Raw genomic sequence first — 26,460 nt, 5'->3', positions numbered from 1 at the left:
GGATGTCAGGATGTCGTCATTTGTTGGAAGAATGGCACCATTTGGTTTTGAACACCGCCGGCAAAAGCCTACCTAATACACATCATCGGAAAGCCTGCCACGCGCCCTCGCCCGGGGCGGCCACCTTTCCCAATACTGCAAGGCCCGCGCCGCCCCCCCAACCCGGCGCCCCCAACAGGAGAAACGCAGCATGAGCACCACCCTGAAAATCAACGGCGAGACCCGAACGGTCGAGGCCGAACCCGGCACCCCGCTTCTCTGGGTGCTGCGGGACGAGCTAAAAATGACCGGCACCAAATTCGGCTGCGGCGTTGCCTCCTGCGGGGCTTGCACCGTGCATATGGCTGGCGAGCCGGTGCGCTCCTGCCAGACCTATATCGAGGATATCGAGGACGCCGAGATCACCACCATCGAAGCCATCCACGACGACAAGATCGGCGCCGCCGTGCAACAGGCCTGGCTGGAGCTCGACGTGGTGCAATGCGGCTACTGCCAATCCGGGCAGATCATGTCCGCCGTGGGTTTGCTGCGCGAGACCCCAAAACCCACCGCCGAGGACATCGACGCCTATATGTGGGGCAACGCCTGCCGCTGCGCCACGTATCAGCGTATCCGCGCCGCCGTCTTGCGCGCATCTGACATTCTGGAGGCCTGATCATGACCCTGAACACCTCTCGCCGCGGGTTCCTGAAATCCACCACCGCCGCCGGGGCCGCGCTTGTCATCGGTCTCAACAGCAACGGCGCATTGGCCGCAGGTCAGGCCGGCGACGCCATGCTCACGCCCTTTGTCAAGATCGACGCCGACGGCCAGGTGATCGCCATCATCAAACATTTCGAGATGGGCCAGGGCCCCTCGACCGGGCTCACCACCTTGATCGCCGAGGAGCTGGGCGTCACCATGGCTCAGATCGGCTATGAATTTGCGCCCTCCAATCCCAAACTCTACAACAACCTGCTGTTTGGCCCGTTGCAGGCCACCGGGGGCTCCACCGCGATTGCCAATTCCTTTGAGCAGTATCGCACCGCCGGGGCCGCAGCGCGCGAGATGCTGATTGCCGCCGCCGCCGCCGATTGGGGCGTCGAGGCAAGCGCGCTGGATATCGTCGACGGCCAGATCACCGGCGCGGGCCAGAGCGCGCCCTTGGCGGATTATGTCGCCGCCGCGGCCGAGCTCAGCCCGCCCGCATCCCCGCGCCTGCGGGCGCCGGAGGAGTGGAAGATCATCGGCAGCCCCCAGACCCGCCGCAAGGACAGCCCGGTCAAGGTCAACGGCCAGGCGCAATTTGCCATGGATGTGCATCTGCCCAACCAGATGGTCGCGATGATCAAACGCACGCCGCAGCGCGGGGGGCTGGTCGCCAGCTTTGACGCAAGCGCCGCCAAGGACATCAAAGGCTTCATCATGGCCCAGCCCCTGCCCGACAAGACGGGCGTGGCGGTCTATGCCGAGGACACCTGGGCCGCGATCCAGTCCCGCGACGCGCTGGAGGTCGACTGGGATCTCTCCGCCGCCGAGACCCGCTCCAGCCAGCAGATCAAGGAGGAAATCCTCGCCGCGCTCAACACCGCGCCCAGCTATAACGTCAATTCCGCCAACCGCGAGGCGGTGGAAACAGCGATGGATGGTGCGGCAAAGGTGGTGGAGAAAACCTTCTACTTCCCCATGCTCGCCCATGCGCCGATGGAGCCTTTGAACTGCACCATCGAACAGACCGCCGAGGGCGATATCGTGCTGCATGACGGCGCGCAGATGCCCACGGTCACCCATATGGCCTATCAGGGGATCTTTGGCCTGCCCGCCGAGAAAATCCACATCAACACCCTGCTGGCGGGCGGCTCTTTCGGGCGGCGCGGCACCACGGATGCGGATTATCAGGTGGAGGCCGCGCTGGCCTTTATGATGACGGATCGCAGCCGCCCGGTAAAGCTGGTCTGGACCCGCGAGGATGACATTCGCGGCGGCAAATACCGCCCCGCCTTTGGTCATAAGGTCCGCGTTGGGCTGGATGCAGAGGGCAGGATCATCGGCTGGGATCACCGGATCGCCGGTCAATCCATCGCCAAGGACACCCCCTTTGAGATGATGGTCGTGCATGGCGGCGTCGATCACATGTCCGTCGAGGGCGTCGCCGGCACCCCCTATCAGATCCCCGGCATGGCCATTGGCCTCACCGATATCAAAAAGGCGACCTCGGTGCTCTGGTGGCGCTCGGTGGGCAACACCCATACCGCTTATGTGATGGAGGTGATGATGGATCTCGCCGCCAGGGCAGTGGGGCAGGATCCGGTGGACTTCCGCCTGGCCTATCTGAGCGGCGACGGTGCCGACCAGACCCGCAAGGCTGCGGTGCTGAAACTGGTCGCCGAAAAGGCCAATTGGGGCAACCCGCCCGCAGGCCGCAGCCAGGGCATCGCGGTGCATAAATCCTTTGGCTCTTACGTGGCCGAGGTGGTGGAGGTCTCCGGCAGCCCCGAGGACGGTATCGTGATCGAAAAGGTCACGGCGGCGGTGGATTGCGGCATTCCGATCAACCCGGACGTGATCCGCGCGCAGGTTGAAGGCGCCATCGGCTATGGCATCGGCCACGTCATGCGCGATCAGATCACGCTGGAGGGCGGTCGCGTCGAGCAATCCAACTTCCCGGATTACGAACCATTGCGGATCTCCGACATCAAGGCGATCGAGACCCATATCCTCCCCTCGACCGAGGCCCCCAGCGGCATCGGCGAGCCGGGCACGCCCCCGTCGGCCCCCGCACTGGCCTGCGCGATCGCGGCGCTCTCGGAGGGGGGCGAGATGATCGCGGATCTGCCGATGTCGGAGGCGGGTATCTCCTTCGCGTGATTGCGCGAAAACCCTATACTACATCGAACACGAGGCGCTCTCGGGCGTCCCGTGTTCCACATCTGCTACAAGGAGGCCGATAGATGGCCGTGAACCCGCTCCGCCCCACCGATGATGCCGCCCGCGCATTGGCGCGCGAGGTGATGCAGGGCGCGCGCTTTGCCGCGCTGGCCACATTGACGGAGGCGGGCCATCCGATGCAAAGCCGCGTGGCCTTTGCGCTGGATGCGACAGGCGCGCCGATTTCGCTGGTGTCCACCCTTGCGCCCCATACGCAGGCGCTGCAACACCGCCCGCAGGTCTCGCTCCTGGTGGGGGAGCCCGGCGAGAAGGGCGATCCGCTGACCCATCCGCGCCTCAGCCTCAATGGTGTGGCCATGATCCTGCCCAATACCGGCCCCGCGCATGAGGAAATGGCCGCGCACTATCTGCGCAGCCATCCCAAGGCCAAGCTTTATATCGGCTTTGGCGATTTCCATTTCATCCGTTTCCAGATCACTCAGGGCTTTTTGAACGCGGGCTTTGGCAAGGCCTTTCAGCTCAGCGCCGCGGACCTCGGCCTGGCGCCCTGACCCCTCAGCGATCCACCCGCACCAGAAGCCGCACCGTGCCGCGCACCGCCTCTGGCCAGACCAGATCAATCTGGTTCTTGTTGCCGCCCTGGCTGGTGCGCACATAGGGCATGGGGTGAACCACCGCCCCGCCGGAGTTGCGCAGTGATCCTTCCAGGGTGACCGCATCCACCGCGCGGCTGTGCCCGTTGAACGGCAGGCTGCCACCTGTGGACACCGTCCAGGTATTTGCCGCGCTGCTCTTGTCGTATTCAATACGCAGCGGGTTTCGCGACTGGGTGTTCACATTGTGAAAGGTATTGCCGTCGAAGAACACGTCCTTGGCGCGGGAAAAATCGAGATTGGAGAAGCTGGTATCCACCCGCTCGGCCCGGTCTATGGTGCCGTTGATGCTGCGGAACTTGTTACCGGTGACCGAGACCCCATTGAGGAAATGCCCGCTGCCATAGGGTTTGATCACGATATAGCTGAACCAGGCCGCGACTTCTCCGCTCAGGAAGACATTGTCGGTGATCGACATCGCCGAGAAGGAAAAGCCGCTCGAAAAATCCGGGTCCGCATCATATTCGTTGGTCCACTCGATGGAGCAATTGTCGATGTAGTTTTCCGAAATCGTATGCGAGGCATAGGTATCGGTAACCACAAGCCCCGCCGTGCGCACCCCGCCCGCCACGCTGTCGCCCTGAAAGAAATGGTTGCCGGTGATCGTGTGGTTCGACCCCGCCATCACCGCCCAATGCCGAAAGCGGGTGGCGCGGTTGTGGCGCAGCTTGACGTCATTGGAATTGACGTTCAGCCCGATGCTGACCCGGTCTGACACATCCTCCGCATCCTCGTCCGACAGGAACTGGCAATTGTCGATCAGCATGCCCTGACAGCCGGTCCCGATCGAGGTGATCCCGCGCGCCTTGGGCCGGGTGATGAAGCAATCATCCAGCACAAAGACAATGCCCCCGGGCGACAGGCGCAGCGCGCTGGCAACCCCGTTGCATTGGAACTCCACCCCGGTGAAGCCGAATTTCTTGAGCGAGGAGAAGCCGGAGAAATCCAGCATGTATTTGAAGTTCGTGAAGGTATAGGTCTGGGTGCCCTCCGCATCATAGAGCGGCTGGCTCAGGGTCAGCTCGTTGGCCCCGTTGTTCTTTGCCGTGACATAGACCTCGCGCCCGACACCTGCGCCCTCGACCAGCGCGCCCACCGGAATGGCCGAGATATTGGCCACGTTTTTCAGCTTCTTCTTATCATTGCTGTTGTAGCTGGCCTGCGAGGTCACCACGTCATGGTTCCAGGCCGATCCCGACTGCGCCGCAAGCTGGCCGTTGCGGATATAGCGGCGGGTGGCATAGCTGGTGCGATTGGGCACCGCTGCCTGCATGTCGATGGGCGCGGTGATCGTGATGTTGCGCCCGCCGAGATCCAGGCTCTCGTGATCGACACTGTTCAACAGCGCCTGGAACGCCTTTTTGAAGGCCAGCTCCTCATTGCCGAAGGCCGCCGCATAGGTCGGGTAATCATAGCTCTTGGTCAGCAGCAACATGGCGCTGTCGGGCATGCTCAATGTGCCCTCAAAGATCACATCATGATTGAGCGACAGCGTGTTATTGATGCGATAACTGCCCTCGGGCACCAGAATGCGACGCCCGTCTGCCGCATCATCGGCGGCCTCGAACGCGGCGTGGCAATCGGTGGTGCCATCGCCAACGGCGCCAAAATCGACCACATCGACCACGCTCAGCATATCGCGCAAAAAGGCGCTGGTGATATCCTCGATCACCAGATCATCGACCCGGATGACGCCGCCGCTTGGCCCGGTGAGGTTCAGCCCGAAATGGCCATAGGCCGCCGCCAGCCCCCAGGGCATATCCACGCCGCCGCGATCGCCGGTGCCGACAATCGCCTGCACCTCGACTACCTCGCCATAAGAGGACAGCGTTACGCCGGGGCCGCTTTCGACCACGCCGGACACATGGCTGTTGTTGCTGGCCCCGGCCCAGCCCGCGATGCGCACGGTCGGCAGCGCGCCGCTCATAGCCTTTACGCGCGCGGTGATGCGCAGGTAGCAGCCCGGCAGGATGGGCGTCTGTCCCATATAGCGCAGCTGTTGCGTGCTTTGGGTCTTTTGCAATTCCAGACAGCCGGAGAAATCCGCGTCCCCGGCCACCAGCGCGGCATTTGCGGCACCGTTATAGGTATCCGAGCCGGGCGTTCCATTGCCGCTGGACCAGACGTTCAGCCCCTCGGCAAAGGCGGGAGGCATCAATTGCAGACCGTCGGTGATTGCCTTGTTCATAAGAAAACCTTTCCTGTTCCAGCACGCGGGATTGGGAAAGGGTTTTAACAAAGGCGATTTAAACCCGGCTCAGCAAGGCGCGCGCTGGTGCCGCAACGCCAAGGGATGCGACACCGGGCGCTGCCGGTCCAAGCGGTTGTTATCCTGCACCTTAACGCGCCCCCTGCCCCGGCTGCAAACCTGCCGGGAGGGCGTTGCACCCTGCGCCAGGACCGGGGTCAGGGCCAGCGCCAAAGACAGGGCCGGGGTCGGCGTCAGAGGCTGAAGTTGCAGGCCGAACAGGCGCCAAAGGGTTTTTGCTTCATCAGCTTGGTCATCACCGAGCCCAAGGCGGCAATCACCTCCAGTAGCGGGGTGATCGGGGGCGGCATCACCGGGGTGCTGTAGGAGGACATCAGGGCCGGACCCGCCTGTTTGGTGATCCGCCCGCCCTCCAGCACATCCTGCACATCGGGCAGCAGCTCAAACTGGCTTTGCAACTCGGCGGCGGGCAGCGGCAGGGGGATGCGTTTCTTGGCCCAATGGGTGAACATCGCGTTGATCCGCGCCTGCCCGTTGGGGGTCAGCGCATCCTCGCCAAAGGCCTCCTGGATGACATCCAGATCCGCCATCTCTGCCGCCATCGCCATCAACAGCGGTAGCGGCGTTTTCATCCGCGGCATCGGCAATTGTTGCAGCGCCTGAAATTGCCGTTTGAGATACTCGATATATTCCGGCGTCAGCGGCGGCTTTTCCAGCGCCGCCGTGGTGGAGGCCAGCGCCGCCATATCCATCGCCAGCGCCAGCTGCTGCGGCGGCAGGCCAAAGGCGGGCAGGCGCATCTTTGGCAGGCGAGAGGCAAATTGCAGCGTCGCATCCTGACGCGCAATGCTGGTGCCGCTGTCGCCCAGACGCGGGGCTTCGCTCAGCTCGACCTCCATGACCTCAAACGGGCACAGACCCTGCGCCCGCAGCGCCAGCGTCATCTGCGCCCCAAGGGCCATATTCTGATAGCTCGGCGAGGGCATCATCGGAATCGCTGGCGCATTCGCCATCACATTTTCTTCCAGGCTCAGAATGGCCTCGGTCAGCTCTGCCTTCAGCGCCTCGATATCATCCAGCGGCAGGATCGAGGCCGGCACCGCCAGACGCATCGCGAGGCTCAGAAGCGGGCCACCACCTGCGGGCAGCACAGACGGCAGCGTGCCGTTGGGCGCCTGCGCCACGATATTGGCGGCCATCCAGTTCTGATCGGTGGGCAGCATCTCTGCCAGGTTCAGATCGCTGCGCGCATCCAGATTGGCGTTCAGCTTCATCAGCTTCAGCATATTGGCCAGCTGCGGCGGCGGCGCATCCACGCGCAGGCTGTCGCGCGTGGTCGAGGGCAGCGCCTCGGGCAGTTCCAGTTCCTTGCAGAAGCAAACCATGGGGGCGCTCAGCCGCCGATGATCACGGTGGGCGCGCCGACGCTGACCATGCCGCCATGGGCACAGGTGTCGATCAAGATCCGCACCGCGGGCTTCCCGCCCACCATCACGGTCGAAGACCCCTTGGCCAATGTGTCCGGCGGGCCGACGCAAACCGCCATATCTCCCATCACCGCCTGCGGCAGGCCACAGGTCAGGACGGTGGGCACGCAAGGGCCGGAGACCGGACCGCCCACATGCGGGATCGGCGGCACGCCCGGCGTCACCATCGGGCAGACATGCATGTCAGAAAGTCGCGCAGCAGGCATCATAATCCAATCCTCCAAATATCCTTGACTAGAAGATAAACACCTCAGCGCCCAAAAAGAAGCACGCAAGCGCAGACGTTTTCTGAAAAATCGGCCCCCACATGCAAAACGGGCGCCCAAAGAGGCACCCGCTTTAGTTTTATCAACGATATATCAGGCACTTACACCAGATCGCCCGCCAATGCGGCCTCGATCAGGGTGATGGTCTCTTCCACGCCGTAAAGCGCGATGAAGCCGCCAAAGCGCGGGCCCTGGCTGGCGCCCAGCAGCACCTCGTAGATGGCGGTGAACCAATCGCGCAGCGGCTCAAAGCCGTGAATCTTGCCGATCGCAAAGACAACGGATTGCAGGAACTCGTCATCGCCGAAGTTCACCTCCGGCAGCGCGTCCTCACTGCCGACCAGCTCGTTTTTCCTGGCAAGCGCCGCCAGCGCCGCCTCCGGGCTGCGCAGTGCATCGGCCAGATCGCTGAGCGCGGCGCGTTCCTGATCGCTGGGCAGGCGATAGGTCTTGGCCGGTTTCACAAAATCCTGGAAGTAGCGCACGGCAAACCCTGCGGCCTGATCCATGCCCGGATGGGTCTCGGGAGTCGCGTCCGGGGCGTATTTGTTGATGAAACCCCACATGGTCGCCTTGTCCTCGGCGCTCGACGCGCTGGCGAGATTCAGCAGCATGGAGAAGGACACCACCATATCCGATTGCGGCACGTCCCCGCCGTGGATGTGCCAGACCGGATTGTTGAGCTGCCCCTTGAGGTCCTGACCATGATAGGCGCGCAGCTGCTGGTGATATTCGTCCACCGCCTTGGGGATCACGTCGAAATGCATCCGTTTCGCCGTTTTCGGCTTTTGATACATGAAGTAGGACAGGCTCTCGGTCGAGGCATAGGTCAGCCATTCGTCGATCGAAACGCCATTGCCTGAAGATTTGGAGATCTTCTGGCCGTTCTCGTCGAGGAACAGCTCATAGGTGAAATGCTCCGGCGCGCGTTCGCCCAGCACCCGGCAGATGCCGTCATAAATCGGCGTATTGGTGGAGTGATCCTTGCCGTACATCTCGAAATCGACGCCCAGCGCCGCCCAGCGGGCGCCGAAGTCGGGCTTCCATTGCAGCTTCACCGCGCCGCCGGTCACCGGCAGGGTCCATTCCTTGCCGTCCTCGTCGTCAAAGGTGATGGTGTAGTTTTCCGCATCCACCTTTTTCATCGGGACATAGAGCACGCGGCCGGTCTCCGGGTGGATCGGGAGGAAGATCGAATAGGTCTGGCGGCGTTCTTCGCGCAGGGATTTCAGCATGATCTCCATGATCGCGTCGTAGCGTTCCACCGCGCGTTTCAGCACCTCGTCAAACTGACCCGAGGCATAGAATTCGGTGGCCGAGTAGAACTCATACTCAAAGCCAAACGTATCCAGGAAACGCCGCAGCATGGCGTTGTTGTGCTCGCCAAAGCTGGGAAATTCGCCAAAGGGATCGGGCACCGAGGTCAGCGGTTTTTGCAGATGCTCGCGCAGCGCGTCCTGATTGGGCACGTTGCCCGGCACTTTGCGCATCCCATCAAGATCGTCAGAGAAACAGATCAACCGGGTCGGAATGTCCGAGATCGTCTCGAAGGCTTTCTTGATCATCGTGGTGCGGGCGACCTCGCCAAAGGTGCCGATATGCGGCAGGCCGGAGGGGCCATAGCCGGTCTCGAACAGCACATAGCCCTTCTCCGGCGCACCCTTGGCGTAACGTTTGGCGATGCGGCGTGCTTCTTCAAACGGCCAGGCTTTGCTCTTGAGAGCTTCTTCGCGCAGATCAGACATTGGGAACTCCAGCGGTCTCTGTGAGGTCAGATAAAAAATTGCGCCCGCCACCCATGCAGCAGGACGCAAACCCTTATGGTCGCCGCCACGTCAGAGTCAACATGGGACACAGGGAATATGAGCCCCGAGGACGCAAGGATCGCCGCCCCCTGCCCCGGTTCAGCGCCCAGAGCGGCCGTGAACGGTCTCCCGCCCCCTGCGGTTCAGGCCTATCCTGCTTTTGCGGGGTCAGATCGCATTTTCCACTTGCCGCCCCCGCCAAACCTGCTTATACGCCGCTCTCACCAACCGTGCCCAGATGGCGGAATTGGTAGACGCGCTAGCTTCAGGTGCTAGTGTCCGTATGGACGTGGAGGTTCGAGTCCTCTTCTGGGCACCATTTCTCTTTAGATCGCAGATAGATACCACGCTGGCACGAAGCCAACGAAGGTTTCAGCCGCTCTGATATCTGCCCCTGACGCATTCGTTGTTCATGTCCGAGGCCTGGGCTGTCCGCTAATGTCGTGATCGCGCCCGAGCTGTCTGTCGGTGAGCTGTGCCCAACGTCCCGCAGCCGGAGAGAGGCTCCGCCCGATCTGCCCTGCGGCAAGCCTGCGGCCGCCACAACTGCGCTCGGGGCTCATGGCGCCGGTTCGGTGCCCAAGAGCTCCTCCAGCGCGGATCTGATGTCTTCCTCGCCCGCCGGCTTTTGCACCATTCTTCCGCGCAGGGGCCGCACCTGAAGCTCCGGCGCGCCATCCGTATCGGTCAACATGACCACCGGTATGGATTTCGCATTTGCAATTGTCACCGCCTGATCGCAACTCTGACCGCGCAATCGGCTATCCAGAATGCAAATGTCATATTGCTGGCTTTCCATCATCTGGCAGGCGTCGAGCTCGCTCATCGACAATTCGGGATGACCGATACGGTACATTCCGATGACATCGCACAGCAGGTGCCCGAGATGAATATCATCCACCAACACCAGAACCTTCTGATCTTGCAGCCTCATTCAAGTGATCCCGACGCGCATGATCACCGCCCGACCACAAGCCCCAAGGTCACATGACCCATCACCTGATTTCCGCATACCAACACTGCCTCCCACACTCACGCCGGGTAGAATGATCGACGGGGCATTCTCAGAAACTCTGATAAAAACAATAGAAAAGCCACGCTTTACCCTTATCTTTATACCTTATAGTCGTTAACCAGCCGACTACACATCACAAAAAACAAAAGCGGAATATTTTACGATAGCGCCGATTCAGCCGTTCTGAATTCCAATCAAAGCTGATTTCATTTCAGAATTCCCGCCGTCAACTCGCAGTATTCCGTGAGGTCAGGACAGTCGCGATTTTCTTTGCCAAAGCCTGGGCGACCGCGTCCTTGCCCATCTTCGGCCAGCTTTCCGCCCCCTCCTCGGTGATCAGGGTGACGGCGTTTTCCGCCCCGCCCATGATTCCCGTCGCCGGTGAGACATCATTTGCAACAATCCAGTCGCACCCCTTGCGCAGGCGTTTGGCGGTGGCGTTTTCGATCACATCATTGGTTTCCGCCGCAAAGCCGACCACCAGGCCGGGCCGCCCTTCGGGCAAGGCAGAAACGGTTTTCAAAATGTCGGGGTTTTCCGCAAAGCTGAGCGTCGGGATGCCACCTTGGGTTTTCTTCAGTTTCTTGTCCGACGCAGACGTCACCCGCCAATCCGCCACTGCGGCGGCAAAAACCGCTGCATCCGCTGGCAGGGCGGCGCGCACCGCGGCCTCCATCTCGCGGGCGGTTTCCACGGGAACCACCTCCACGCCCTCGGGCGGGCGCACCGATGCAGGGCCCGTGATAAAGACCACCTGCGCCCCGAGCGACCGCAGAGCACGGGCCAGCGCCGTGCCCTGCGTCCCGGATGAGCGATTTGCGATATAGCGCACAGGATCAATGGGTTCGTGGGTCGGACCCGAGGTCACAAGGATCCGTTTGCCCGCCAAGGGACCGGCCTCGAACTGCGCTTCAATGGCGGTGAGGATCTGCTCCGGCTCCGCCAGACGGCCCGGTCCGAACTCGCCACAGGCCATGCCGCCCTCATTGGGGCCGACCAGCTGAATGCCATCCGCGATGAGCTGCGCCAGATTGCGCTGGGTCGCCGGATGCTGCCACATGCGCACGTTCATCGCGGGCGCCAGCAGCACTGGCGTGTCGGTGGCCAAGAGCAGCGTTGAGGCCAGATCATTGGCCATACCCTGCGCCATTTTGGCCATCAGGTCCGCCGTCGCCGGGGCCACCACCACCAGATCGGCGCTGCGCGACAGTTGAATATGGCCCATCTCGGCCTCGGACGTCAGATCAAACAGATCGCGATGCACCGGCGCACCCGCCAGCGCCGAGACCGACAGCGGCGTCACGAATTCCTCGCCCGCCTTGGTCAGCACCGGCGTCACCCGGGCACCGCGATCCTGCAACCGCCGGATCAGCTCCAGCGACTTATAGGCCGCAATTCCGCCGCCGATGATCAGAAGAATATGTTTGCCTGACAACATGATGCGCCCTCTGCGATCCAGTTGTCCGACACCCTACTGCGCCTTGCGGGTGGAGGGAATGGCTTTTCCAAAACCACCCGCCCCGCCATAAACCACCGCGCCCTCAGGCGAGGAAGTTCTGCACCTCGCGCGATTGGCCCTCCAGGCTCTTGCGCATTTTCTGGAATGCGGCGGCCTCCAGCTGGCGCACGCGTTCTTTCGACAGGCCCAGCTCATCTCCGAGGCTTTCCAGCGTGCGGCCATCCTCGCGCAGCTTGCGTTCGCGCACGATCAGCCGCTCCCGCTCATTCAGCCCCTGCATCGCCACCATCAGCCATTCGCGCAACTGGCGGCGGTCGTGATCCGCCTCGACCAGCTCGGCCGCCTGATCGCTGTCGTCCTCCAGCACATCAATCCATTCGCGCCCCTCGTCCTCGGCCGATTGCACAGCATTCAACGAGAAATCCGCGCCGGAGAGGCGACCGTCCATCATCTCCACATCGCGCAGCGGCACGCCGATTTCTTCGGCGACCAGCTGATGCAGCTTTTGGCGGTCCAGCTCGACCCCCTCGCCCTGCGCCTCGCGTTCGATCTGCGCCTGCACCCGGCGCAGGTTGAAAAACAGCGACTTCTGCGAAGAGGTGGAGCCGGTGCGCACCATTGACCAGTTGCGCATGACATAATCCTGGATCGACGCCTTGATCCACCAGACCGCATAGGTCGAGAATCGCACCCCACGGTCGGGGTCGAATTTCTCCGCTGCTTTCATCAGGCCGACGCCCGCCTCCTGGATGAGATCATTCATCGGCGCGCCGTAGCGGCGGAATTTCGACGCCATGGAGATCGCCAGCCGCATATAGGCGGTGATCAGCCGGTGCAGCGCCTGCACATCGCCTTCGTCACGCCAGGCATAGGCCAGCGCGCGCTCGGTTTCCGCATCCAGAAGCTCGGCCTTCATGGCCTGCTTTGGCAGGGGGTTTGCTTGGGGGTCGTCCAGTGCCATTTTAAACTCCCTGTTCTAAGAACGACGTTGACAACGTCAGGAGGGGGGCGTTGGGTCTATATTTCTTGCTGACTGTCGGTAGGGATCTTCGTATTCGATATGGAGACAGCAGCGGGCAGTCGGTCGCCAATCACAACGCGTGTCACCGCATGCGACACGCCTACAACTCTGAGGGTATCCATCTTGACGGGCAGAGTCACAGTTATTCTTGGCGGTGCTGCATCCGGGAAATCCGCATTTGCCGAACAAACCTGTGTAAAAACAGGGAAAAACCGCATTTACTGGGCCACATCACAAATACTTGATACCGAGATGCGCCAAAAGGTTGACCGCCATATTGCCCAGCGCGGCCCCGACTGGACCACGATAGAGGAGCCCTATGACTCCGCCAAGGTGCTGCCCAAAGCCCAGCCCGAAGACGTGGTCCTGATGGATTGCGCCACCATGTGGCTGACCAATCACCTGCTCTCCGAGCATGATCTGGAACAGAAAACCACCACCCTGCTGAAGGCGCTGGCCGCCTGCCCGGCGGAGGTTGTGGTGGTCAGCAATGAAACCGGGCTTGGCATCGTGCCGGAAAACGCCCTCGCCCGCCGCTTTCGCGAGGCGCAGGGGCGGCTCAACATCGCGCTGGCAGCGCAGGCTGAAACGGTGGTGATGGTAAGCGCCGGCCTGCCCCTTGTGCTGAAGGGGGCGCTGTGATCACCCGGTTTCACCTCGTGCGCCACGGCCCGACCCATGCCAGGAGCATGGTCGGCTGGACCGATCTGCCTGCGGATCTCTCTGACACCGCCGCCCTGGCGCGGCTCAGCGCGGCGCTGCCAGAGGATGCCCTGCTGATCTCCTCGGATCTGTCGCGCGCCATTGCCACCGCGGATGCCATTGCCGGAGCGCGCAGACGGCTGCCGCATGCGCCGGAGCTGCGTGAAATCCACTTTGGCGGTTGGGAGTTGCGGACATGGCGCGAGGTGGACGCCGAAGCCCCGGAGCATATCCGCGCCTTTTGGGAAACGCCGGGCGATGTCGCCCCCCCCGGTGGCGAAAGCTGGAACCAGCTACAGGCCCGCGTGTCCGCCCGGATGGACGCTCTGGCGCAGGCGCATGCGGGCGCGGACATTGTCGTTGTCGGTCATTTCGGCCAGATCCTGTGCCAGGTTCAGCGCGCCGCCCGCCTCAGCGCGACAGAGGCCTTTGCCCATAAGATCGACAACCTCTCTGTCACGCGGATGTCTGTCACCAACGGGCGCTGGGATCTGGGTGATGTAAATCAAATTTTGTGATGGGTTTGGCAACAAATATTCAATTTACTGATACGTGACGCTCTGACAGGATATCTCCATGACATATGAACTCTATATCGGTGATCGCATGTATTCCAGCTGGTCTTTGCGCGGCTGGCTCATGCTTGAGAAATTTTCCCTGCCCCATATCGACCATTTCGTGGGGCTCTACTCTGGCACGATGGCGCAGGATCTTGCGCCCTTGGCCCCGGCGCGGCTGGTGCCGACGCTGAAACTGCCCGATGGCACCGTTGTCGGCGAAAGCCTGGCAATGGCGGAAACCCTGGCCGAGCAGAATCCCGACGCCGGGCTCTGGCCCGCCGATCCCGCCTGCCGCGCCACCGCGCGCTGGCTCTGTGCGGAAATGGTGGGCGGCTTTGGCGCCCTGCGCAGCGATTGTTCCATGCAGCTCAGCCATATCTGGAAGGGGTTTCAGCCCTCGGAGGCGGTGCTGACGGATCTCGCGCGGATCGAAACACTCTTTGCCCACGCCCGCACGGTTTCTGGCCATGCCACCGGCCCGCTCTTTGGTGCCTATTCGCTCGCGGATGTGTTCTATACCCCCGTTGCGGCGCGGATCATCGGCTATGACCTGCCCGTCTCGCCTGAAACCCGCGCCTACTGCGTGGCGCTGATGAGCGATCCCGCCGTGCTGGCCTGGCAAGAGGCGGCGCGCGAGGTGAGCTATGATCCCGAACCCTATGCGCTGGATCTGGAGCGCCGCCCCTGGGAGCTCTGAGCTGCCGCGCGGTTCCTGCGCTGGCCGATTTCGCGAGCGCTTCACGGCCATATTAACCAATCCGTAACCACGATTTCCAATGCTTCCCCCTGAGGGTCCAGCCCGGACCTTTCAGGGGGTCGCATGATTTCACGCGCACATACCGTTGCATTTCAAGGGGTTGACGCCTGCCCGGTAGAGGTCCAATGCGCCGTCGCGCCGGGGCTGCCGGCCTTTTCCATCGTTGGCCTGCCCGACAAGGCGGTGAGCGAGGCGCGGGATAGGGTGCGCTCGGCGCTGGCGACCATGTCCATCGCCCTGCCCTCCAAACGGATCACCATCAACCTGTCGCCCGCCGATCTGCCCAAGGAAGGCAGCCATTTTGACCTGCCGATCGCCGTGGCGCTGCTTGCAGCGCTGGAAATCCTGCCGCCCGAGGCCGCCGAGGAGACGCTCTCTCTGGGCGAGCTCTCGCTCGATGGCACATTGGTCGCCATCAACGGCGCGCTCCCGGCGGCGCTGGCGGCGGCGGAGCAGGATCGCCGCTTGCTCTGCCCCAAGGGCTCCAGCGCCGAGGCCGCCTGGGTCGAGGCCACGCCGGTGATTGGCGCCGCCAGCCTGAGCGATGTCATTCGTCATTTCACCGGTCAGGGCGTGATCCCCCCGGCCAGCCCCGGCGAGGTCATGGATACACCAGCCGAGAAGGATCTTGCGGATGTCAAAGGGCAGGACATCGCCCGCCGGGCGCTGGAGATCGCCGCGGCGGGGCGCCATCATCTGCTGATGACCGGCCCGCCCGGGGCAGGAAAATCAATGCTGGCGGCGCGCTTGCCCTCTATCCTGCCGCCGCTCACCCCGCAGGAAGCCCTGGAAACCTCGATGATCCAGTCGATCTGTGGCTTGATCAAGGCCGGTGGCGTCAGCCGCGCCCGCCCCTATCGCGCGCCGCATCACACGGCGTCGATGGCGGCGATTGTGGGCGGTGGACGCAGGGCACAACCGGGCGAGATCAGCCTCGCCCACAATGGCGTGTTGTTTCTGGACGAGCTGCCGGAATTCGCCCGCGCGGTGCTGGAAACCCTGCGCCAACCGTTGGAGACCGGCGATGTGATGGTGGCGCGCGCCAATGCCCATGTGCGCTACCCCAGCCGCTTCATGCTGGTGGCCGCCGCCAATCCCTGCCACTGCGGCCACTTGGCCGATCCCGCCCGCGCCTGCGCCCGGGCGCCCGCCTGCGGCGCCGATTATCTGGGCCGCATTTCCGGCCCGCTGATGGACCGCTTTGATTTGCGCATCGACGTGGAGCCGGTCGCCTTCGCCGATCTGGAGCGCGCCCGCAGTGGCGAGAGTTCCGCCGCCGTCGCCGCCCGGGTGGCCACCGCCCGCGCCATTCAGGCGGATCGCTACGCGCGTTGCGCTGCTGCGACGGTGAATGCCGATGCAGAGGGCGCGGTGCTGGAAGAGGTCGCTGCGCTGGACGGCGACAGCCGCGCCTTGATGGCGCAGGCCGCCGACCGCTTTGGCCTCAGCGCGCGGGGCTATCACAGGGTCTTGCGCGTGGCCCGCACCATTGCCGATCTGGACGCGGAGCCCCGGATCCTGCGCGAGCATCTGGCCGAGGCGTTATCGTATCGCATCGGAAGCTGATCACCGCCGCAGATGCGTATTGGCAAAATAGGCGATGTCGCAGAGCGCGCGACGCGCCTCCGGCAGCCAACCGTCACTGAGGTGCCAGACATGGGGCGCGGTGGGGTGAACATATTCAGTCACCTCTGCGCCAAAGCCGCGCAAAACTCCTGCCATACGGCGGGCATCATCGCGCAGGATCTCTGCCGCGCTGGAGTGCAACAGGACCGGCGGGCAGTCCGGGAAGGCCCCAAACAGTGGCGAAATCCGCGGGTCCGCCGGGTCTGATCCGACGGGCAGCACATAGCCGACCAGCTCAGCGATCCGCGCCGCGGGAAACACCGGGTCACGCGCCGCATTGCGGGTCAGGCTCTCGCCGCTCAGCGTCAGGTCACACCAGGGCGACATCGCAAAGAGCGCCGCAGGCGGTGTGCCGCGCTGGCACAGATGCGACAGCAAGGCCAAGGCCAGCCCGCCCCCGGCAGAATCCCCGCCCAAGACCACGTCGGAGGGTCGATAGCCTCGCCGCAAAACGCGCTCCCAGGCGGCAACCGCCGCCTCAAAAGCCGCCGGGAAGGGGGCTTCGGGCGCAAGCGGATAGGGGGCGGCGCAGACCTCCAGACCAGACAATTGCGACAGACGCCCCAACATGGCCGCATGGGTTTTCGGACTGCCGGAGATATAGCCACCGCCATGAAAATAAAGAATGACCTTCCCGGCAAGAGGTGTACCGACGGAGACCCGATCCAGCCCGTCCCGCCCCGTCAGATGACACAGAAAGGGCGGCGGGCGGTTGCAAAGGCGCGTCATCCGGTCAAACTGGACCCGTATCCGAACCGGGTCCCCCACCCGCTGCATATGCGGGCGCACGACCCGGCGCAGGATCGCGGTCAGCGCGCGAAGCTGCCAGCTCACGCCAGACGCCCCTCGATTGCCTCCCAGATCTTTTCTGCGATATTCACGCCATCAAAGCGCTCCAGCTCCTGAATGCCGGTGGGCGAGGTCACGTTGATCTCGGTCAGGTAATCGCCGATCACGTCGATGCCGACAAAGACCTGGCCTTTTTCCCTGAGCAGCGGGCCGATGGCAGCGCAGATTTCCTTGTCGCGCGCGGTGAGGCCGATCTTTTCCGGCCGTCCGCCCACATGCATGTTGGAACGCGTCTCGCCCGCTGCGGGCACGCGGTTGATCGCGCCAACGGGTTCACCGTCCACAAGGATCACGCGTTTGTCGCCGTTAGAGACATCGGGCAGGAATTTCTGCACGATCAGCGGCTCGCGGCTGAAGCCGGTGAACAGCTCGTGCAGCGAGGTCAGGTTGCGGTCGTTGGCGTCCAGCCGGAACACCCCGGCGCCGCCATTGCCATAGAGCGGTTTCAGGATCACATCGCCATGTTTGGCCTTGAACGCCTTGATGGTTTCCAGATCACGGGCAATCGTGGTCGGCGGCGTCAGATCGGGGAAGTTCAGAACCAGCAGTTTTTCCGGGTAGTTGCGCACCCAGAAGGGATCATTGACCACCAGCGCCTGCCCCTTGAGCCGATCCAGAAGATGGGTCGAGGTGATGTAATGCATGTCAAAGGGCGGGTCCTGGCGCAGCCAGATCACATCGAATTCGCTCAGGTCCACTTCGCGCATCTCGCCCAGCACTGCGGGGGTGCCGGCGACGCGTTGCACGGTCATATCCTGCCCGCGCGCGGTGATGCGCCCTTCCTGATAGGCGAGCTGATCGGGGCCGTAGAAAAACAACTCGTGCCCCCGGGCCTGCGCCTCTTCGGCGAGGCGGAAAGAGCTGTCGGCGTTGATATCGACGCCCATGATCGGATCCATCTGAAAGGCGATTTTCATGGCATCTGTTCCTTGATTTCTGTCGTGCAATACATGGCGCAGCGCCGCGCCCGGTTCAATGGGGGACCGGCCGCTCAGCCGTGACCATAGGCATTTTCAAGGATTTCCACCTCGCCCGCGCCCCAGACGAGCACAACATCCAGCCGGGTTTCCGTCAGCTGGCCTTGTGGTTCGCCCTCCAGGAACACGGCGGCGCTGGCCAGGATCCGCTCCATCTGCCGGGGCGTGATCCGGGCAATGGCAAGATCACGGCTGTCGCTGGATTTCACCTCGGCAAAGATCACCTCGTCGCCCTTGCGCAGGATCAGGTCGATCTCGCCATGAGGGCCGCGCCAGCGTTTCTCGGCCAGGCGATAGCCGCGCTGCTCATAGGCGCGCAGGGCGATTTCCTCGGCCACTTCACCGGCGATATGGGATCTCTTGCCGCGATGCTGATTGGCCGTCACCGGATCAATCCTCGCGCGCGATTTGCAGCGCTTGCTGGTAGATCTTGCGCCGGGGCTCGCCATGGGCCTCGGCCACAATGGCGGCGGCGTCCTTCACGGAATTGTCCTTCAGCGCCGCGCGCAGGTCGGCCTCCAGATCCGCAGCGCTGCTTGCGGAGGCACGTTGGCGGTCGATCAGAATCACGATCTCGCCCTTCACCGGGGACTCGATCATCCCCTCGGCCAGATCAGAGAGCGGCGCGCGGCGCACCTCTTCGAATTTCTTGGTCAGCTCCCGGCACATGGCGCCGTCACGGTTGCCCAGCACCGCCGCCATATCCGCCAGCGAGGCGGCAACCCGCTTGGGTGATTCGTAAAACACCAGCGTTCCGGGCACATTGGCCAGCTCCTCCAGCCGCTTGCGCCGTGCGCCGCTGGCATTGGGCAAAAACCCCGCAAAGAAGAACGCATCCGTCGGCAAGCCCGCCAGCGTCAGCGCACAAAGCGCCGCCGAGGCCCCGGGCGCAGCGGTCACCAGATGGCCCGCCTGGGCGGCGGCGCGGCTCAAATCATAGCCGGGATCGGCAATCATCGGCATACCGGCCTCGGAGGCGTAGGCCACCGATTTTCCCGCTGCCAGATCCGCCATCAACCGCGCCCGCGCGCCCTCGCCCGAGTGGTCGTGATAGGCGATCACGGCGCGGCCATTCAGCGGAACTCCGTGAATTTCCAACAACTTGCGCATAGAGCGCGTATCCTCGGCCGCGATCACATCGGCAGAGGCAAGGATATCGAGCGCCCGCAGCGTAATGTCGCGGGCGGTGCCGATAGGCGTTGCGACGAAGTATAACCCCGGCGACAAACTGACGAACTTGTGATTCACGCTGGACCCGCTTTCCTGGTCGTCTATGATCGCCCCAAACCAAAACGGGTATGCGAAGAACGACACCGCAGCCCGGAACAGGGAGTTTATGCGCTTTATGTTTGCTGTTTTCAATCGGGCTCGCAAGATTGTCTTGACCGCCACCGCCGTGGCCGCCACCGCCGTATTGTCGGCCTGTAACCCCGGCACCATCACCGGCGGCGGCCCTACCATCAACACCTCGAAACCGGTGCCGGTGGCGCTGCTGGTGCCGCGCGGCTCGGCCCAACATGGCGATGACGTTCTGGCGAAAAGCCTTGAAAACGCAGCGCGACTGGCGATTGCCGATCTCAACGGCGTGCAGGTGGACCTGCGGGTCTATGACACCGCCGGCAATCCGCAAACCGCCGCCAATGCCGCCACCCAGGCGGTGCAGGACGGTGCGCGCATCATTCTGGGCCCGGTTTACGCCGAGGCCGCAAACGCGGCGGGCATCGCGGCGGCAAAGCGCGGCGTCAACGTGCTGGCGTTCTCCAACAACAGCTCTATCGCCGGCGGCAATGTCTTTGTGCTGGGTTCCACCTTCGACAATACCGCCAACCGCCTGACCCAATATGCCACCCGGCAGGGCAAGCGCACGATGGTCGTCGTTTCGGGCAACAATGCCGCCGGCATGGCCGGGCGCGCGGCGATCCAGCAGGCCGCGGTGCAGAACGGCGTGACCATGGCTGGCAACGTCAGCTTTGATCTGTCGCAGCAGGCGGTGATCAATGCGATCCCGACGATCACCAAGAGCGTTCGCCAATCCAATGCCGATATGCTGTTCATGACCGCCACCACATCGGGTGCGCTGCCCTTGCTGTCGCAATTGCTGCCGGAATCGGGCATCAAGACCACCGATGTGCAATATGTCGGCCTCACCCGCTGGGATATCCCGGCGCAAACGCTGGCGCTGCCGGGCGTTCAGGGGGGCTGGTTTGCCCTGCCCGACCCCGCCAAATCCGAAGCCTTCCGCGCCCGCTATCAAGCCACTTACGGCGCCGCCCCGCACCCCATTGGCGGGCTTGCCTATGACGGGATTGCCGCCATCGGTGCGCTTGTCAGCGCGGGCAATTCAGAGGCGCTCACCGGTGCGGCCCTGACCCAGCCTGCCGGTTTCCAGGGCACCGGGGGGATTTTCCGCCTGCGCCCGGATGGCACCAATGAACGCGGCCTCGCCATCGCCACCATCCAGGATCAGAAAGTCGTCATCCTTGACCCAGCCCCAAGAAGCTTCCCCGGCGCCGGTTCCTGAACCCTCTGAACTCACCGCCAAGACCTATGCCACCCCATTGGGATCGCTGATTTGCGATCCCAATGCGATTTTTGACCCCGAAGCGATGCGCGGTCAGGTCCTCGCCCTCGCGCAAGAACGCCAGGGGGCGGAGTTCCGCGCCGCCGTGGTGGCGCTGTTGCGCGCCGCCAACAAAGACGGCCGGGAGGTGATCGCCGACGCCTTTTCCCTGCGCCCCTTTGCGGCGCGAGAACTGGCGCGCTCCTACACCTATCTGACCGACGGTTTGGTCACCACCGCCCTGATGGCGGCCTCGGAAATTCTGCACCCGCTTGCCACGCCCACCACCGGCGAACGGATCTCGGTCTTTGCGGTCGGCGGCTATGGGCGCGGCGAGATGGCGCCGTTTTCCGATGTCGATCTGCTGTTTCTGACCCCCTACAAGATCACCGCCTGGGCCGAGAGCGTGATCGAATCCATGCTCTATATCCTGTGGGATCTGCGCCTGAAGGTCGGCCACTCCAGCCGCACCATCAAGGACTGCATCCGCCTCGGCGGCGAGGATTTCACCATTCGAACCGCCATGCTGGAGCATCGGTTTCTGGCCGGGGACACCCCCCTGGCAGAGGAGCTCTCAGCGCGGCTCGCCAGTGATCTCTTTGCCAAGGATGCAAAGGAATTCGTCGACGCAAAACTGGCAGAGCGGGATTCCCGGCATGAAAAATACGGCCAGCGCTATGTTGTGGAACCGAATGTAAAAGAGGGCAAAGGCGGCCTGCGCGACCTGCAATCGCTGTTTTGGATCGCCAAATATCTCTATCAGGTGCAGGACGTGGCGGAGCTGGTCTCGCTTGGGCTGTTCCGTCCCGAAGAATTCGACTTTTTCTCCAAGGCCGAGAATTTCCTCTGGGCGGTGCGCGCGCATCTGCATCTGAGCGCCGGCCGGGCCAACGAGCAGCTGACATTTGACATGCAGGTGCAGGTGGCCGAACGGATGGGATACGAGGACACCTCTGGCCGACGCGCGGTCGAGGTCTTCATGCAGGATTATTTCCGCCACGCGACCCAGGTCGGCGATGTCACCCGCATTTTGCTGTCCAAACTGGAAGCCGGGCAGCTCAAGAACGAACCGCTGATGGAGCGGATCTTCCGGCGCAAACGGCGCGTGAAGCCGGAGTATACGGTCACCCACAACCGGCTCGAAATCAAAGATCCGCAAAAGTTCCTGACCGACAAGCTGAACCTGCTGCGCATCTTCGAAGAAGCCCTGCGCACCGGGCTGTTGCTGCATCCCGACAGCATGCGGCTGGTGCGTGCCAACCTGCATCTGATTGACGACGAGATGCGCAATGATGCGGATGCGCAGCGGATCTTCCTGGATCTGTTGCTCAAACATGGCAACCCGGAGCGGGTGCTGCGGCGGATGAACGAGCTGGGCCTGCTCTCCGCCTTTATCCCCGAGTTCGAGCCGATCGTGGCGATGATGCAGTTCAACATGTATCACTCCTACACGGTGGACGAGCACACCATTCAGGTGGTGTCCAATTTCTCCGCCATCGAGCGCGGCGAGCTGGAAGAAGAGCTGCCGCTGTCCTCTGCGCTGATCCGCAAGGGCGTGAACCGCAAGGTGCTGATCGTCGCCATGCTGCTGCATGACATCGGCAAGGGACGCCCGCAGGACCATTCCATTCTCGGCGCTCAGATCGCCCGCAAAGTGGCGCCCCGCCTCGGCCTCAACAAGAGCGAGGTGGAGACCGTCGAATGGCTGGTGCGCTATCACTTGTTGATGTCGGATATGGCGCAGAAACGCGATATCGCCGACCCGCGCACGGTGCGCGATTTTGCCAAGGCGGTGCAGACGGTAAAGCGGCTCGATCTGCTGCTGTTGCTGACCGTCTGTGACATTCGCGGCGTCGGGCCCAACACCTGGAACAACTGGAAAGCAGTGCTCTTGCGGGCGCTGCACAGCCAGACCCGCGAGGCGCTGGAAAACGGCATGGAAGCCTTCAACCGCGAACATCGCGGCACCGAGGCCAAGAAACGCCTGCGCAAGGCGCTGCCCGACTGGGACAAGGGCGACGTCAAACGCGAAACCGCCCGCCATTATGCGCCCTATTGGCAGGGTCTGCACGTCACCGCACATGTGGATTTCGCCGAGATGCTGCGCGAACTGGACGCATTGGATGACCCTTCGGCGATGTTGGTGCGGCTGCACCCGGACGAGGATCGCGACGCCACCCGCGCCTGTTTCGTGATGCCCGATCATCCGGGGATCTTTGCCCGCATCGCCGGGGCGCTGGCGCTGGTCGGGGCCAATGTGGTGGACGCGCGCAGCTATACCACCAAGGACGGTTTTGTGACCGATGCCTTCTGGGTGCAGGACGCCGACGGCCACCCGTTCGAGGCCGCCCGCCTGCCCCGCCTGCGCAGCATGATCGAGAAAACCCTGCGCGGCGAAGTCATCGCCAGCGATGCGCTGAAATCCCGCGACAAGATCAAGAAACGCGAGCGCGCCTTCCGGGTGCCCACCCATATCACCTTTGATAATGATGGCTCTGATATCTACACCATCATCGAGGTCGACACCCGCGACCGCCCCGGTCTGCTCTATGATCTGGCGCGGGCGCTGGCTGCCGCCAATGTCTATATCGCAAATGCGGTGATCGCGACCTATGGCGAGCAGGTGGTCGACAGCTTCTACGTCAAGGATATGTTCGGCCTGAAATATCACTCCGCCGCCAAACAGCAGTCACTGGAGCGAAAGATCCGCGAGGCGATCACCGCCGGGGCCGAGCGAGCCGATACATGAAACCGATCAAATTGATGTCCGGCTTTATGACCGTCGGCTTCTGGACCCTGGCGAGCCGGGTTCTGGGCTTCCTGCGCGAGATTTTGATCGCCGCCTACATTGGCCCCGGCCCCTTGCTCGATGCCTTTGTGGCGGCCTTTCGCCTGCCCAATATGTTTCGCCGTTTCTTTGCCGAGGGCGCCTTCAATGCCGCCTTTGTGCCGATGTTTGCCAAACGGCTGGAGGCCGAGGACAACCCGCAGGGGTTTGCCCAGGATGCCTTCAACCTGCTGGCGGTGGCGGTGCTGGGGCTGACGGGGCTTGGCATGCTCTTCATGCCGGCGCTGGTCTGGGCCACGGCGGGCGGCTTTGTCGGGGACGCGCGGTTTGACATGGCAGTCGGCTTTGGCCGCGTCGTGTTCCCCTATATCCTGTGCATGTCGCTGGCGGCGCTGTTTTCCGGGGTGCTGAATGCCACCGGCCGCTTTGCCGCGGCCGCCGCTGCGCCGGTGCTGTTGAATATCTTCACCTGCGGCGCGATGATTCTCGGCGCCGCGCTGGGGCAGAATGTGGTGGTCTGGCTGGTCTGGACCATCCCTGTCGCCGGGATCGCGCAATTGGCGCTGGTCTGGAACGCCGCCGCCCGGGTCGGCATATCCCTGCGCCCCGGCCTGCCGCGCCTGACGCCAGAGATGCGGCAATTGGTGCACATCGCGGTGCCCGCCGCACTGGCGATGGGGGTCACGCAGATCAACCTGGTGGTCGGGCAACTGGCGGCCTCAAACTTTGAAAACGCGGTCAGCTGGCTGTTTATCGCGGATCGTCTTTATCAGCTGCCGCTCGGGGTGGTGGGCATCGCCGTGGGCATCGTGCTGCTGCCGGATCTGTCGCGCCGGCTGCGCGCCGGAGACGACACCGGTGCCCAGGATGCGCTGTCGCGCGCCGGGGAGTTCTCGCTGCTGCTGACGGTGCCCTCGGCGCTGGCCTTCCTCACCATCCCGCTGCCGCTGGTGTCTGTGCTCTATCAACGCGGTGCAACCGGCGCAGAGGACGTGGCAGCGATTGCGCTCGCGGTGGCGATCTATGGCGCGGGCCTGCCCGCATTCGTGCTGCAAAAGGTGCTGCAACCGCTGTATTTCGCCCGCGAGGACACCCGCAGCCCGTTCCGCTATGCGCTGGTGGCGATGGTGGTGAACGCGGCGCTGGCGATCGGCCTGCTGCCCGTCTTTGGCTGGTATGCCCCTGCGGTGGCGGCAACGCTTGCGGGCTGGGCCATGGTGGTCCTGCTCTGGGCCGGAGCGCGCGGAATGGGGCCGGCAGCGCAGTTTGACGCCCGCTTCCGCCATCGCAGCCTGCGCATTGTTGTCGCCTCTGTCGCGATGGGCGCGGTGCTCCTGGGCGCGGCCTGGCTGCTCTCGCCGCTGCTGGCCATGGCCTATTGGCGCTATCTTGCCCTGCTGGGCCTGATCCTGATCGGAGCCGTGACCTATTTCGGCATCGGCCAGATCATCGGCGCGCTCAAACTCTCCGAGTTCAAGTCAGCGCTCCGGCGCGGCAAAGCGTGACCGCAGCGCGCCGCCAGGCGCGCTGCCACGCCCAACGGAGCTATTGCCCTTCGCCAGAAGGGCGATCTCGGGCGGGAGCGCCCCCGCCCCGGCCCGGCACCATCCTCAACGTTGTTGGCGCAGCTTTTGCAAGATTCGCGCCCAGCCTCCAGGCACCAGAAAGAACGACATCACAAATCCGGTGACAAAGCCCGCCAGATCGGCCACCCAATCCGGGCTGCCGCCAAAGAGCAGACCAAACAGCAGCTGCACCCCCATCAGGAAGGCGATCAGCGAAAACGCCCGATGCTGCTGCGCCCCGACGCTGGCCAGCGAGCGCCACAGCAGATGGGTAAAGCCGCCAATCAGCCCGTAAACCGCCGGAAACCCGCCGATCAGCGCCGCATGGCCGCCCACCAGCACCGCATAGGCCAGCGCGCCGCCGATGGCCGAGCAAAGAAAGATCACGATCACCGCGATCTCTCCCATGGTTTCGCCCACCATCTTGCCCATCGCCAGCAGGAAAACACAGACAAACAGCGCCTGGGTGAACGACCCATGCACAAAGGCATAGGTGACAAAGCGTTTCAGCATGTCAAAGGGCCAGACGCCATTTTCCCACATCCACCAGAAGTACTGCGAGCCAAAGCCGTATTCCTGCAAGGCCCCAAGTCGCCAGCCCACCGCCTGCGGCCCCCCGATGAGCCCCCGCCCCCCGAGCGAGAACACCAGCTCGATGCCGAGGATCAGGATCACCAGCGCCACCACCACCGGCGGCAGCGCATTTACGGGGGATTGATTGGGCTGTTGCATCTGGTCTTGCTCCTCGGCGCATTGGCGCGCCTGTTGACGATAGGCTGCGCCATGGGTAAGCGACGATGGTTCATATTTCCAGACGGGAGTTTTCGACAATGAGCGAAACCAGCTTCACCCCGCGTGTCTTTTCAGGCATCCAGCCTTCGGGCAATCTGCATCTGGGCAACTACCTTGGTGCGTTGAAGCGGTTCGTCGACTGGCAATCGCGTGATGTGGAATCCATCTATTGTATGGTGGACCTGCATGCGATCACCGTCTGGCAAGACCCGGCTGACCTGAAGAAATCCACCCGCGAGCTTTGTGCCGGGTTTATTGCCGCCGGGCTTGATCCGGAAAAATCCATTCTGATCAACCAGAGCCAGGTGCCCGAACACGCGCAGCTGGCCTGGATCTTCAACTGCGTTGCCCGCATGGGCTGGATGCAGCGGATGACCCAATGGAAGGACAAGGCAGGCAAAAACCAGCAGAATGCCTCGCTGGGCCTGTTGGCCTATCCGTCCCTGATGGCCGCCGACATCCTGATCTACCACGCCACCCATGTGCCGGTGGGCGAGGACC

The 26,460-nt window shown here is 63.2% G+C and carries 23 protein-coding genes and 1 tRNA gene; 12 read left to right on the top strand and 12 right to left on the bottom strand.

All coding sequences use genetic code 11. The features are described 5' to 3' along the window. Window positions 1–190: 190 nt before the first annotated feature. The 3 genes from HCZ87_RS11260 to HCZ87_RS11250 all read left to right on the top strand — a co-directional run bounded on the left by HCZ87_RS11260 (window position 191) and on the right by HCZ87_RS11250 (window position 3,419). Window positions 191–655: a (2Fe-2S)-binding protein gene (locus HCZ87_RS11260; protein ID WP_167643854.1), complete on the top strand. Its 465-nt coding sequence runs from the start codon at window positions 191–193 to the stop codon at window positions 653–655. Between the two features lie 2 nt (window positions 656–657). Then, window positions 658–2,847: a xanthine dehydrogenase family protein molybdopterin-binding subunit gene (locus tag HCZ87_RS11255; protein WP_167643853.1), complete on the top strand. Its 2,190-nt coding sequence runs from the start codon at window positions 658–660 to the stop codon at window positions 2,845–2,847. Between the two features lie 83 nt (window positions 2,848–2,930). Further along, complete coding sequence (locus HCZ87_RS11250) at window positions 2,931–3,419, top strand: HugZ family protein (RefSeq protein WP_167643852.1); 489 nt, start codon at window positions 2,931–2,933, stop codon at window positions 3,417–3,419. A 4-nt stretch (window positions 3,420–3,423) separates the two neighbouring features. Here HCZ87_RS11250 and HCZ87_RS11245 read toward each other — a convergent pair whose 3' ends face one another. The 4 genes from HCZ87_RS11245 to HCZ87_RS11230 all read right to left on the bottom strand — a co-directional run bounded on the left by HCZ87_RS11245 (window position 3,424) and on the right by HCZ87_RS11230 (window position 9,228). Beyond that, the gene (locus HCZ87_RS11245; protein ID WP_167643851.1) at window positions 3,424–5,709 is read right to left on the bottom strand and encodes a glycosyl hydrolase family 28-related protein; all 2,286 of its coding nucleotides are present in this window, start codon (window positions 5,707–5,709) and stop codon (window positions 3,424–3,426) included. A 254-nt stretch (window positions 5,710–5,963) separates the two neighbouring features. Then, entirely contained in the window at window positions 5,964–7,115 is a 1,152-nt protein-coding gene (locus HCZ87_RS11240) for a hypothetical protein (RefSeq protein ID WP_167643850.1), read from the bottom strand. Between the two features lie 8 nt (window positions 7,116–7,123). Then, window positions 7,124–7,426: a PAAR domain-containing protein gene (locus HCZ87_RS11235; RefSeq protein ID WP_167643849.1), complete on the bottom strand. Its 303-nt coding sequence runs from the start codon at window positions 7,424–7,426 to the stop codon at window positions 7,124–7,126. Window positions 7,427–7,584: 158 nt separating this feature from the next. Then, on the bottom strand, window positions 7,585–9,228 hold the full coding sequence (locus HCZ87_RS11230; protein ID WP_167643848.1) for a lysine--tRNA ligase: 1,644 nt from the start codon (window positions 9,226–9,228) through the stop codon (window positions 7,585–7,587). Window positions 9,229–9,520: 292 nt separating this feature from the next. Here HCZ87_RS11230 and HCZ87_RS11225 point away from each other — a divergent pair. Beyond that, a tRNA-Leu gene (locus HCZ87_RS11225) sits at window positions 9,521–9,607 on the top strand. Window positions 9,608–9,847: 240 nt separating this feature from the next. On the opposite strand, the gene HCZ87_RS11220 is transcribed toward HCZ87_RS11225, so the two are convergent. The 3 genes from HCZ87_RS11220 to HCZ87_RS11210 all read right to left on the bottom strand — a co-directional run bounded on the left by HCZ87_RS11220 (window position 9,848) and on the right by HCZ87_RS11210 (window position 12,723). Further along, window positions 9,848–10,222, bottom strand: coding sequence for a hypothetical protein (locus tag HCZ87_RS11220; RefSeq protein WP_167643847.1), 375 nt, complete (start codon window positions 10,220–10,222; stop codon window positions 9,848–9,850). Window positions 10,223–10,529: 307 nt separating this feature from the next. Next, window positions 10,530–11,741, bottom strand: coding sequence for a bifunctional phosphopantothenoylcysteine decarboxylase/phosphopantothenate--cysteine ligase CoaBC (gene coaBC, locus HCZ87_RS11215; RefSeq protein ID WP_167643846.1), 1,212 nt, complete (start codon window positions 11,739–11,741; stop codon window positions 10,530–10,532). A gap of 103 nt (window positions 11,742–11,844) precedes the next feature. Next, the gene (locus tag HCZ87_RS11210; RefSeq protein WP_167643845.1) at window positions 11,845–12,723 is read right to left on the bottom strand and encodes an RNA polymerase factor sigma-32; all 879 of its coding nucleotides are present in this window, start codon (window positions 12,721–12,723) and stop codon (window positions 11,845–11,847) included. A gap of 183 nt (window positions 12,724–12,906) precedes the next feature. Between HCZ87_RS11210 and cobU the strand changes: the two genes are divergently transcribed. The 4 genes from cobU to HCZ87_RS11190 all read left to right on the top strand — a co-directional run bounded on the left by cobU (window position 12,907) and on the right by HCZ87_RS11190 (window position 16,368). Continuing rightward, window positions 12,907–13,425 carry a bifunctional adenosylcobinamide kinase/adenosylcobinamide-phosphate guanylyltransferase gene (gene cobU, locus HCZ87_RS11205; RefSeq protein WP_167643844.1) on the top strand — a complete coding sequence of 173 codons (519 nt, stop codon included), beginning with the start codon at window positions 12,907–12,909 and terminating at the stop codon, window positions 13,423–13,425. Then, window positions 13,422–14,003, top strand: a complete 582-nt coding sequence (locus HCZ87_RS11200) for a histidine phosphatase family protein (RefSeq protein ID WP_167643843.1) — start codon at window positions 13,422–13,424, stop codon at window positions 14,001–14,003. Before cobU ends, HCZ87_RS11200 begins: the two co-directional genes overlap by 4 nt. A 58-nt stretch (window positions 14,004–14,061) precedes the next feature. Next, window positions 14,062–14,742: a glutathione S-transferase gene (locus tag HCZ87_RS11195; protein WP_167643842.1), complete on the top strand. Its 681-nt coding sequence runs from the start codon at window positions 14,062–14,064 to the stop codon at window positions 14,740–14,742. Window positions 14,743–14,865: 123 nt separating this feature from the next. Further along, entirely contained in the window at window positions 14,866–16,368 is a 1,503-nt protein-coding gene (locus HCZ87_RS11190) for a YifB family Mg chelatase-like AAA ATPase (protein ID WP_167643841.1), read from the top strand. Here the strand turns inward: HCZ87_RS11190 and HCZ87_RS11185 are convergent, their stop codons facing one another. From HCZ87_RS11185 to rsmI, 4 genes are all read right to left on the bottom strand, one after another. Further along, entirely contained in the window at window positions 16,369–17,262 is an 894-nt protein-coding gene (locus tag HCZ87_RS11185; RefSeq protein WP_368484115.1) for an alpha/beta hydrolase fold domain-containing protein, read from the bottom strand. Beyond that, entirely contained in the window at window positions 17,259–18,194 is a 936-nt protein-coding gene (gshB, locus tag HCZ87_RS11180) for a glutathione synthase (protein ID WP_167643840.1), read from the bottom strand. The genes HCZ87_RS11185 and gshB overlap by 4 nt, the downstream gene beginning before the upstream one ends. Window positions 18,195–18,268: 74 nt before the next feature. Beyond that, on the bottom strand, window positions 18,269–18,640 hold the full coding sequence (locus HCZ87_RS11175; RefSeq protein WP_368484114.1) for a YraN family protein: 372 nt from the start codon (window positions 18,638–18,640) through the stop codon (window positions 18,269–18,271). Window positions 18,641–18,644: 4 nt separating this feature from the next. Then, window positions 18,645–19,502 carry a 16S rRNA (cytidine(1402)-2'-O)-methyltransferase gene (rsmI, locus tag HCZ87_RS11170; protein ID WP_167643838.1) on the bottom strand — a complete coding sequence of 286 codons (858 nt, stop codon included), beginning with the start codon at window positions 19,500–19,502 and terminating at the stop codon, window positions 18,645–18,647. 88 nt (window positions 19,503–19,590) lie between these two features. On the opposite strand from rsmI, the gene HCZ87_RS11165 reads away from it, so the two are divergent. From HCZ87_RS11165 to murJ, 3 genes are read left to right on the top strand one after another with little or no spacing between them, the layout of a single operon-like run. Continuing rightward, complete coding sequence (locus tag HCZ87_RS11165) at window positions 19,591–20,775, top strand: penicillin-binding protein activator (protein WP_167643837.1); 1,185 nt, start codon at window positions 19,591–19,593, stop codon at window positions 20,773–20,775. Window positions 20,776–20,821: 46 nt separating this feature from the next. After that, the gene (locus tag HCZ87_RS11160) at window positions 20,822–23,563 is read left to right on the top strand and encodes a [protein-PII] uridylyltransferase (protein WP_303048843.1); all 2,742 of its coding nucleotides are present in this window, start codon (window positions 20,822–20,824) and stop codon (window positions 23,561–23,563) included. Beyond that, complete coding sequence (gene murJ / locus HCZ87_RS11155) at window positions 23,560–25,107, top strand: murein biosynthesis integral membrane protein MurJ (RefSeq protein ID WP_167643836.1); 1,548 nt, start codon at window positions 23,560–23,562, stop codon at window positions 25,105–25,107. The genes HCZ87_RS11160 and murJ overlap by 4 nt, the downstream gene beginning before the upstream one ends. 105 nt (window positions 25,108–25,212) lie before the next feature. Here the strand turns inward: murJ and HCZ87_RS11150 are convergent, their stop codons facing one another. Continuing rightward, window positions 25,213–25,899, bottom strand: coding sequence for a rhomboid family intramembrane serine protease (locus HCZ87_RS11150; RefSeq protein WP_167643835.1), 687 nt, complete (start codon window positions 25,897–25,899; stop codon window positions 25,213–25,215). 98 nt (window positions 25,900–25,997) lie between these two features. On the opposite strand from HCZ87_RS11150, the gene trpS reads away from it, so the two are divergent. Continuing rightward, window positions 25,998–26,460: tryptophan--tRNA ligase (trpS, locus tag HCZ87_RS11145; protein WP_167643834.1), on the top strand; the 463-nt coding region annotated here is incomplete at its 3' end.

Source organism: Phaeobacter sp. HF9A, from assembly GCF_011806385.1.
Taxonomy (GTDB): domain Bacteria; phylum Pseudomonadota; class Alphaproteobacteria; order Rhodobacterales; family Rhodobacteraceae; genus Epibacterium.
This window is presented reverse-complemented; position numbering and strand designations above follow the sequence as displayed.

Bases quoted from the DNA above. Each gene is read 5' to 3' on its own strand.
- HCZ87_RS11260 (WP_167643854.1), top strand. From the start codon at position 191: ATGAGCACCACCCTGAAAATCAACGGCGAGACCCGAACGGTCGAGGCC.
- HCZ87_RS11255 (WP_167643853.1), top strand. From the start codon at position 658: ATGACCCTGAACACCTCTCGCCGCGGGTTCCTGAAATCCACCACCGCC.
- HCZ87_RS11250 (WP_167643852.1), top strand. From the start codon at position 2,931: ATGGCCGTGAACCCGCTCCGCCCCACCGATGATGCCGCCCGCGCATTG.
- HCZ87_RS11245 (WP_167643851.1), bottom strand. From the start codon at position 5,709: ATGAACAAGGCAATCACCGACGGTCTGCAATTGATGCCTCCCGCCTTT.
- HCZ87_RS11240 (WP_167643850.1), bottom strand. From the start codon at position 7,115: ATGGTTTGCTTCTGCAAGGAACTGGAACTGCCCGAGGCGCTGCCCTCG.
- HCZ87_RS11235 (WP_167643849.1), bottom strand. From the start codon at position 7,426: ATGATGCCTGCTGCGCGACTTTCTGACATGCATGTCTGCCCGATGGTG.
- HCZ87_RS11230 (WP_167643848.1), bottom strand. From the start codon at position 9,228: ATGTCTGATCTGCGCGAAGAAGCTCTCAAGAGCAAAGCCTGGCCGTTT.
- HCZ87_RS11220 (WP_167643847.1), bottom strand. From the start codon at position 10,222: ATGAGGCTGCAAGATCAGAAGGTTCTGGTGTTGGTGGATGATATTCAT.
- coaBC (WP_167643846.1), bottom strand. From the start codon at position 11,741: ATGTTGTCAGGCAAACATATTCTTCTGATCATCGGCGGCGGAATTGCG.
- HCZ87_RS11210 (WP_167643845.1), bottom strand. From the start codon at position 12,723: ATGGCACTGGACGACCCCCAAGCAAACCCCCTGCCAAAGCAGGCCATG.
- HCZ87_RS11195 (WP_167643842.1), top strand. From the start codon at position 14,062: ATGACATATGAACTCTATATCGGTGATCGCATGTATTCCAGCTGGTCT.
- HCZ87_RS11190 (WP_167643841.1), top strand. From the start codon at position 14,866: ATGATTTCACGCGCACATACCGTTGCATTTCAAGGGGTTGACGCCTGC.
- gshB (WP_167643840.1), bottom strand. From the start codon at position 18,194: ATGAAAATCGCCTTTCAGATGGATCCGATCATGGGCGTCGATATCAAC.
- HCZ87_RS11165 (WP_167643837.1), top strand. From the start codon at position 19,591: ATGCGCTTTATGTTTGCTGTTTTCAATCGGGCTCGCAAGATTGTCTTG.
- murJ (WP_167643836.1), top strand. From the start codon at position 23,560: ATGAAACCGATCAAATTGATGTCCGGCTTTATGACCGTCGGCTTCTGG.
- HCZ87_RS11150 (WP_167643835.1), bottom strand. From the start codon at position 25,899: ATGCAACAGCCCAATCAATCCCCCGTAAATGCGCTGCCGCCGGTGGTG.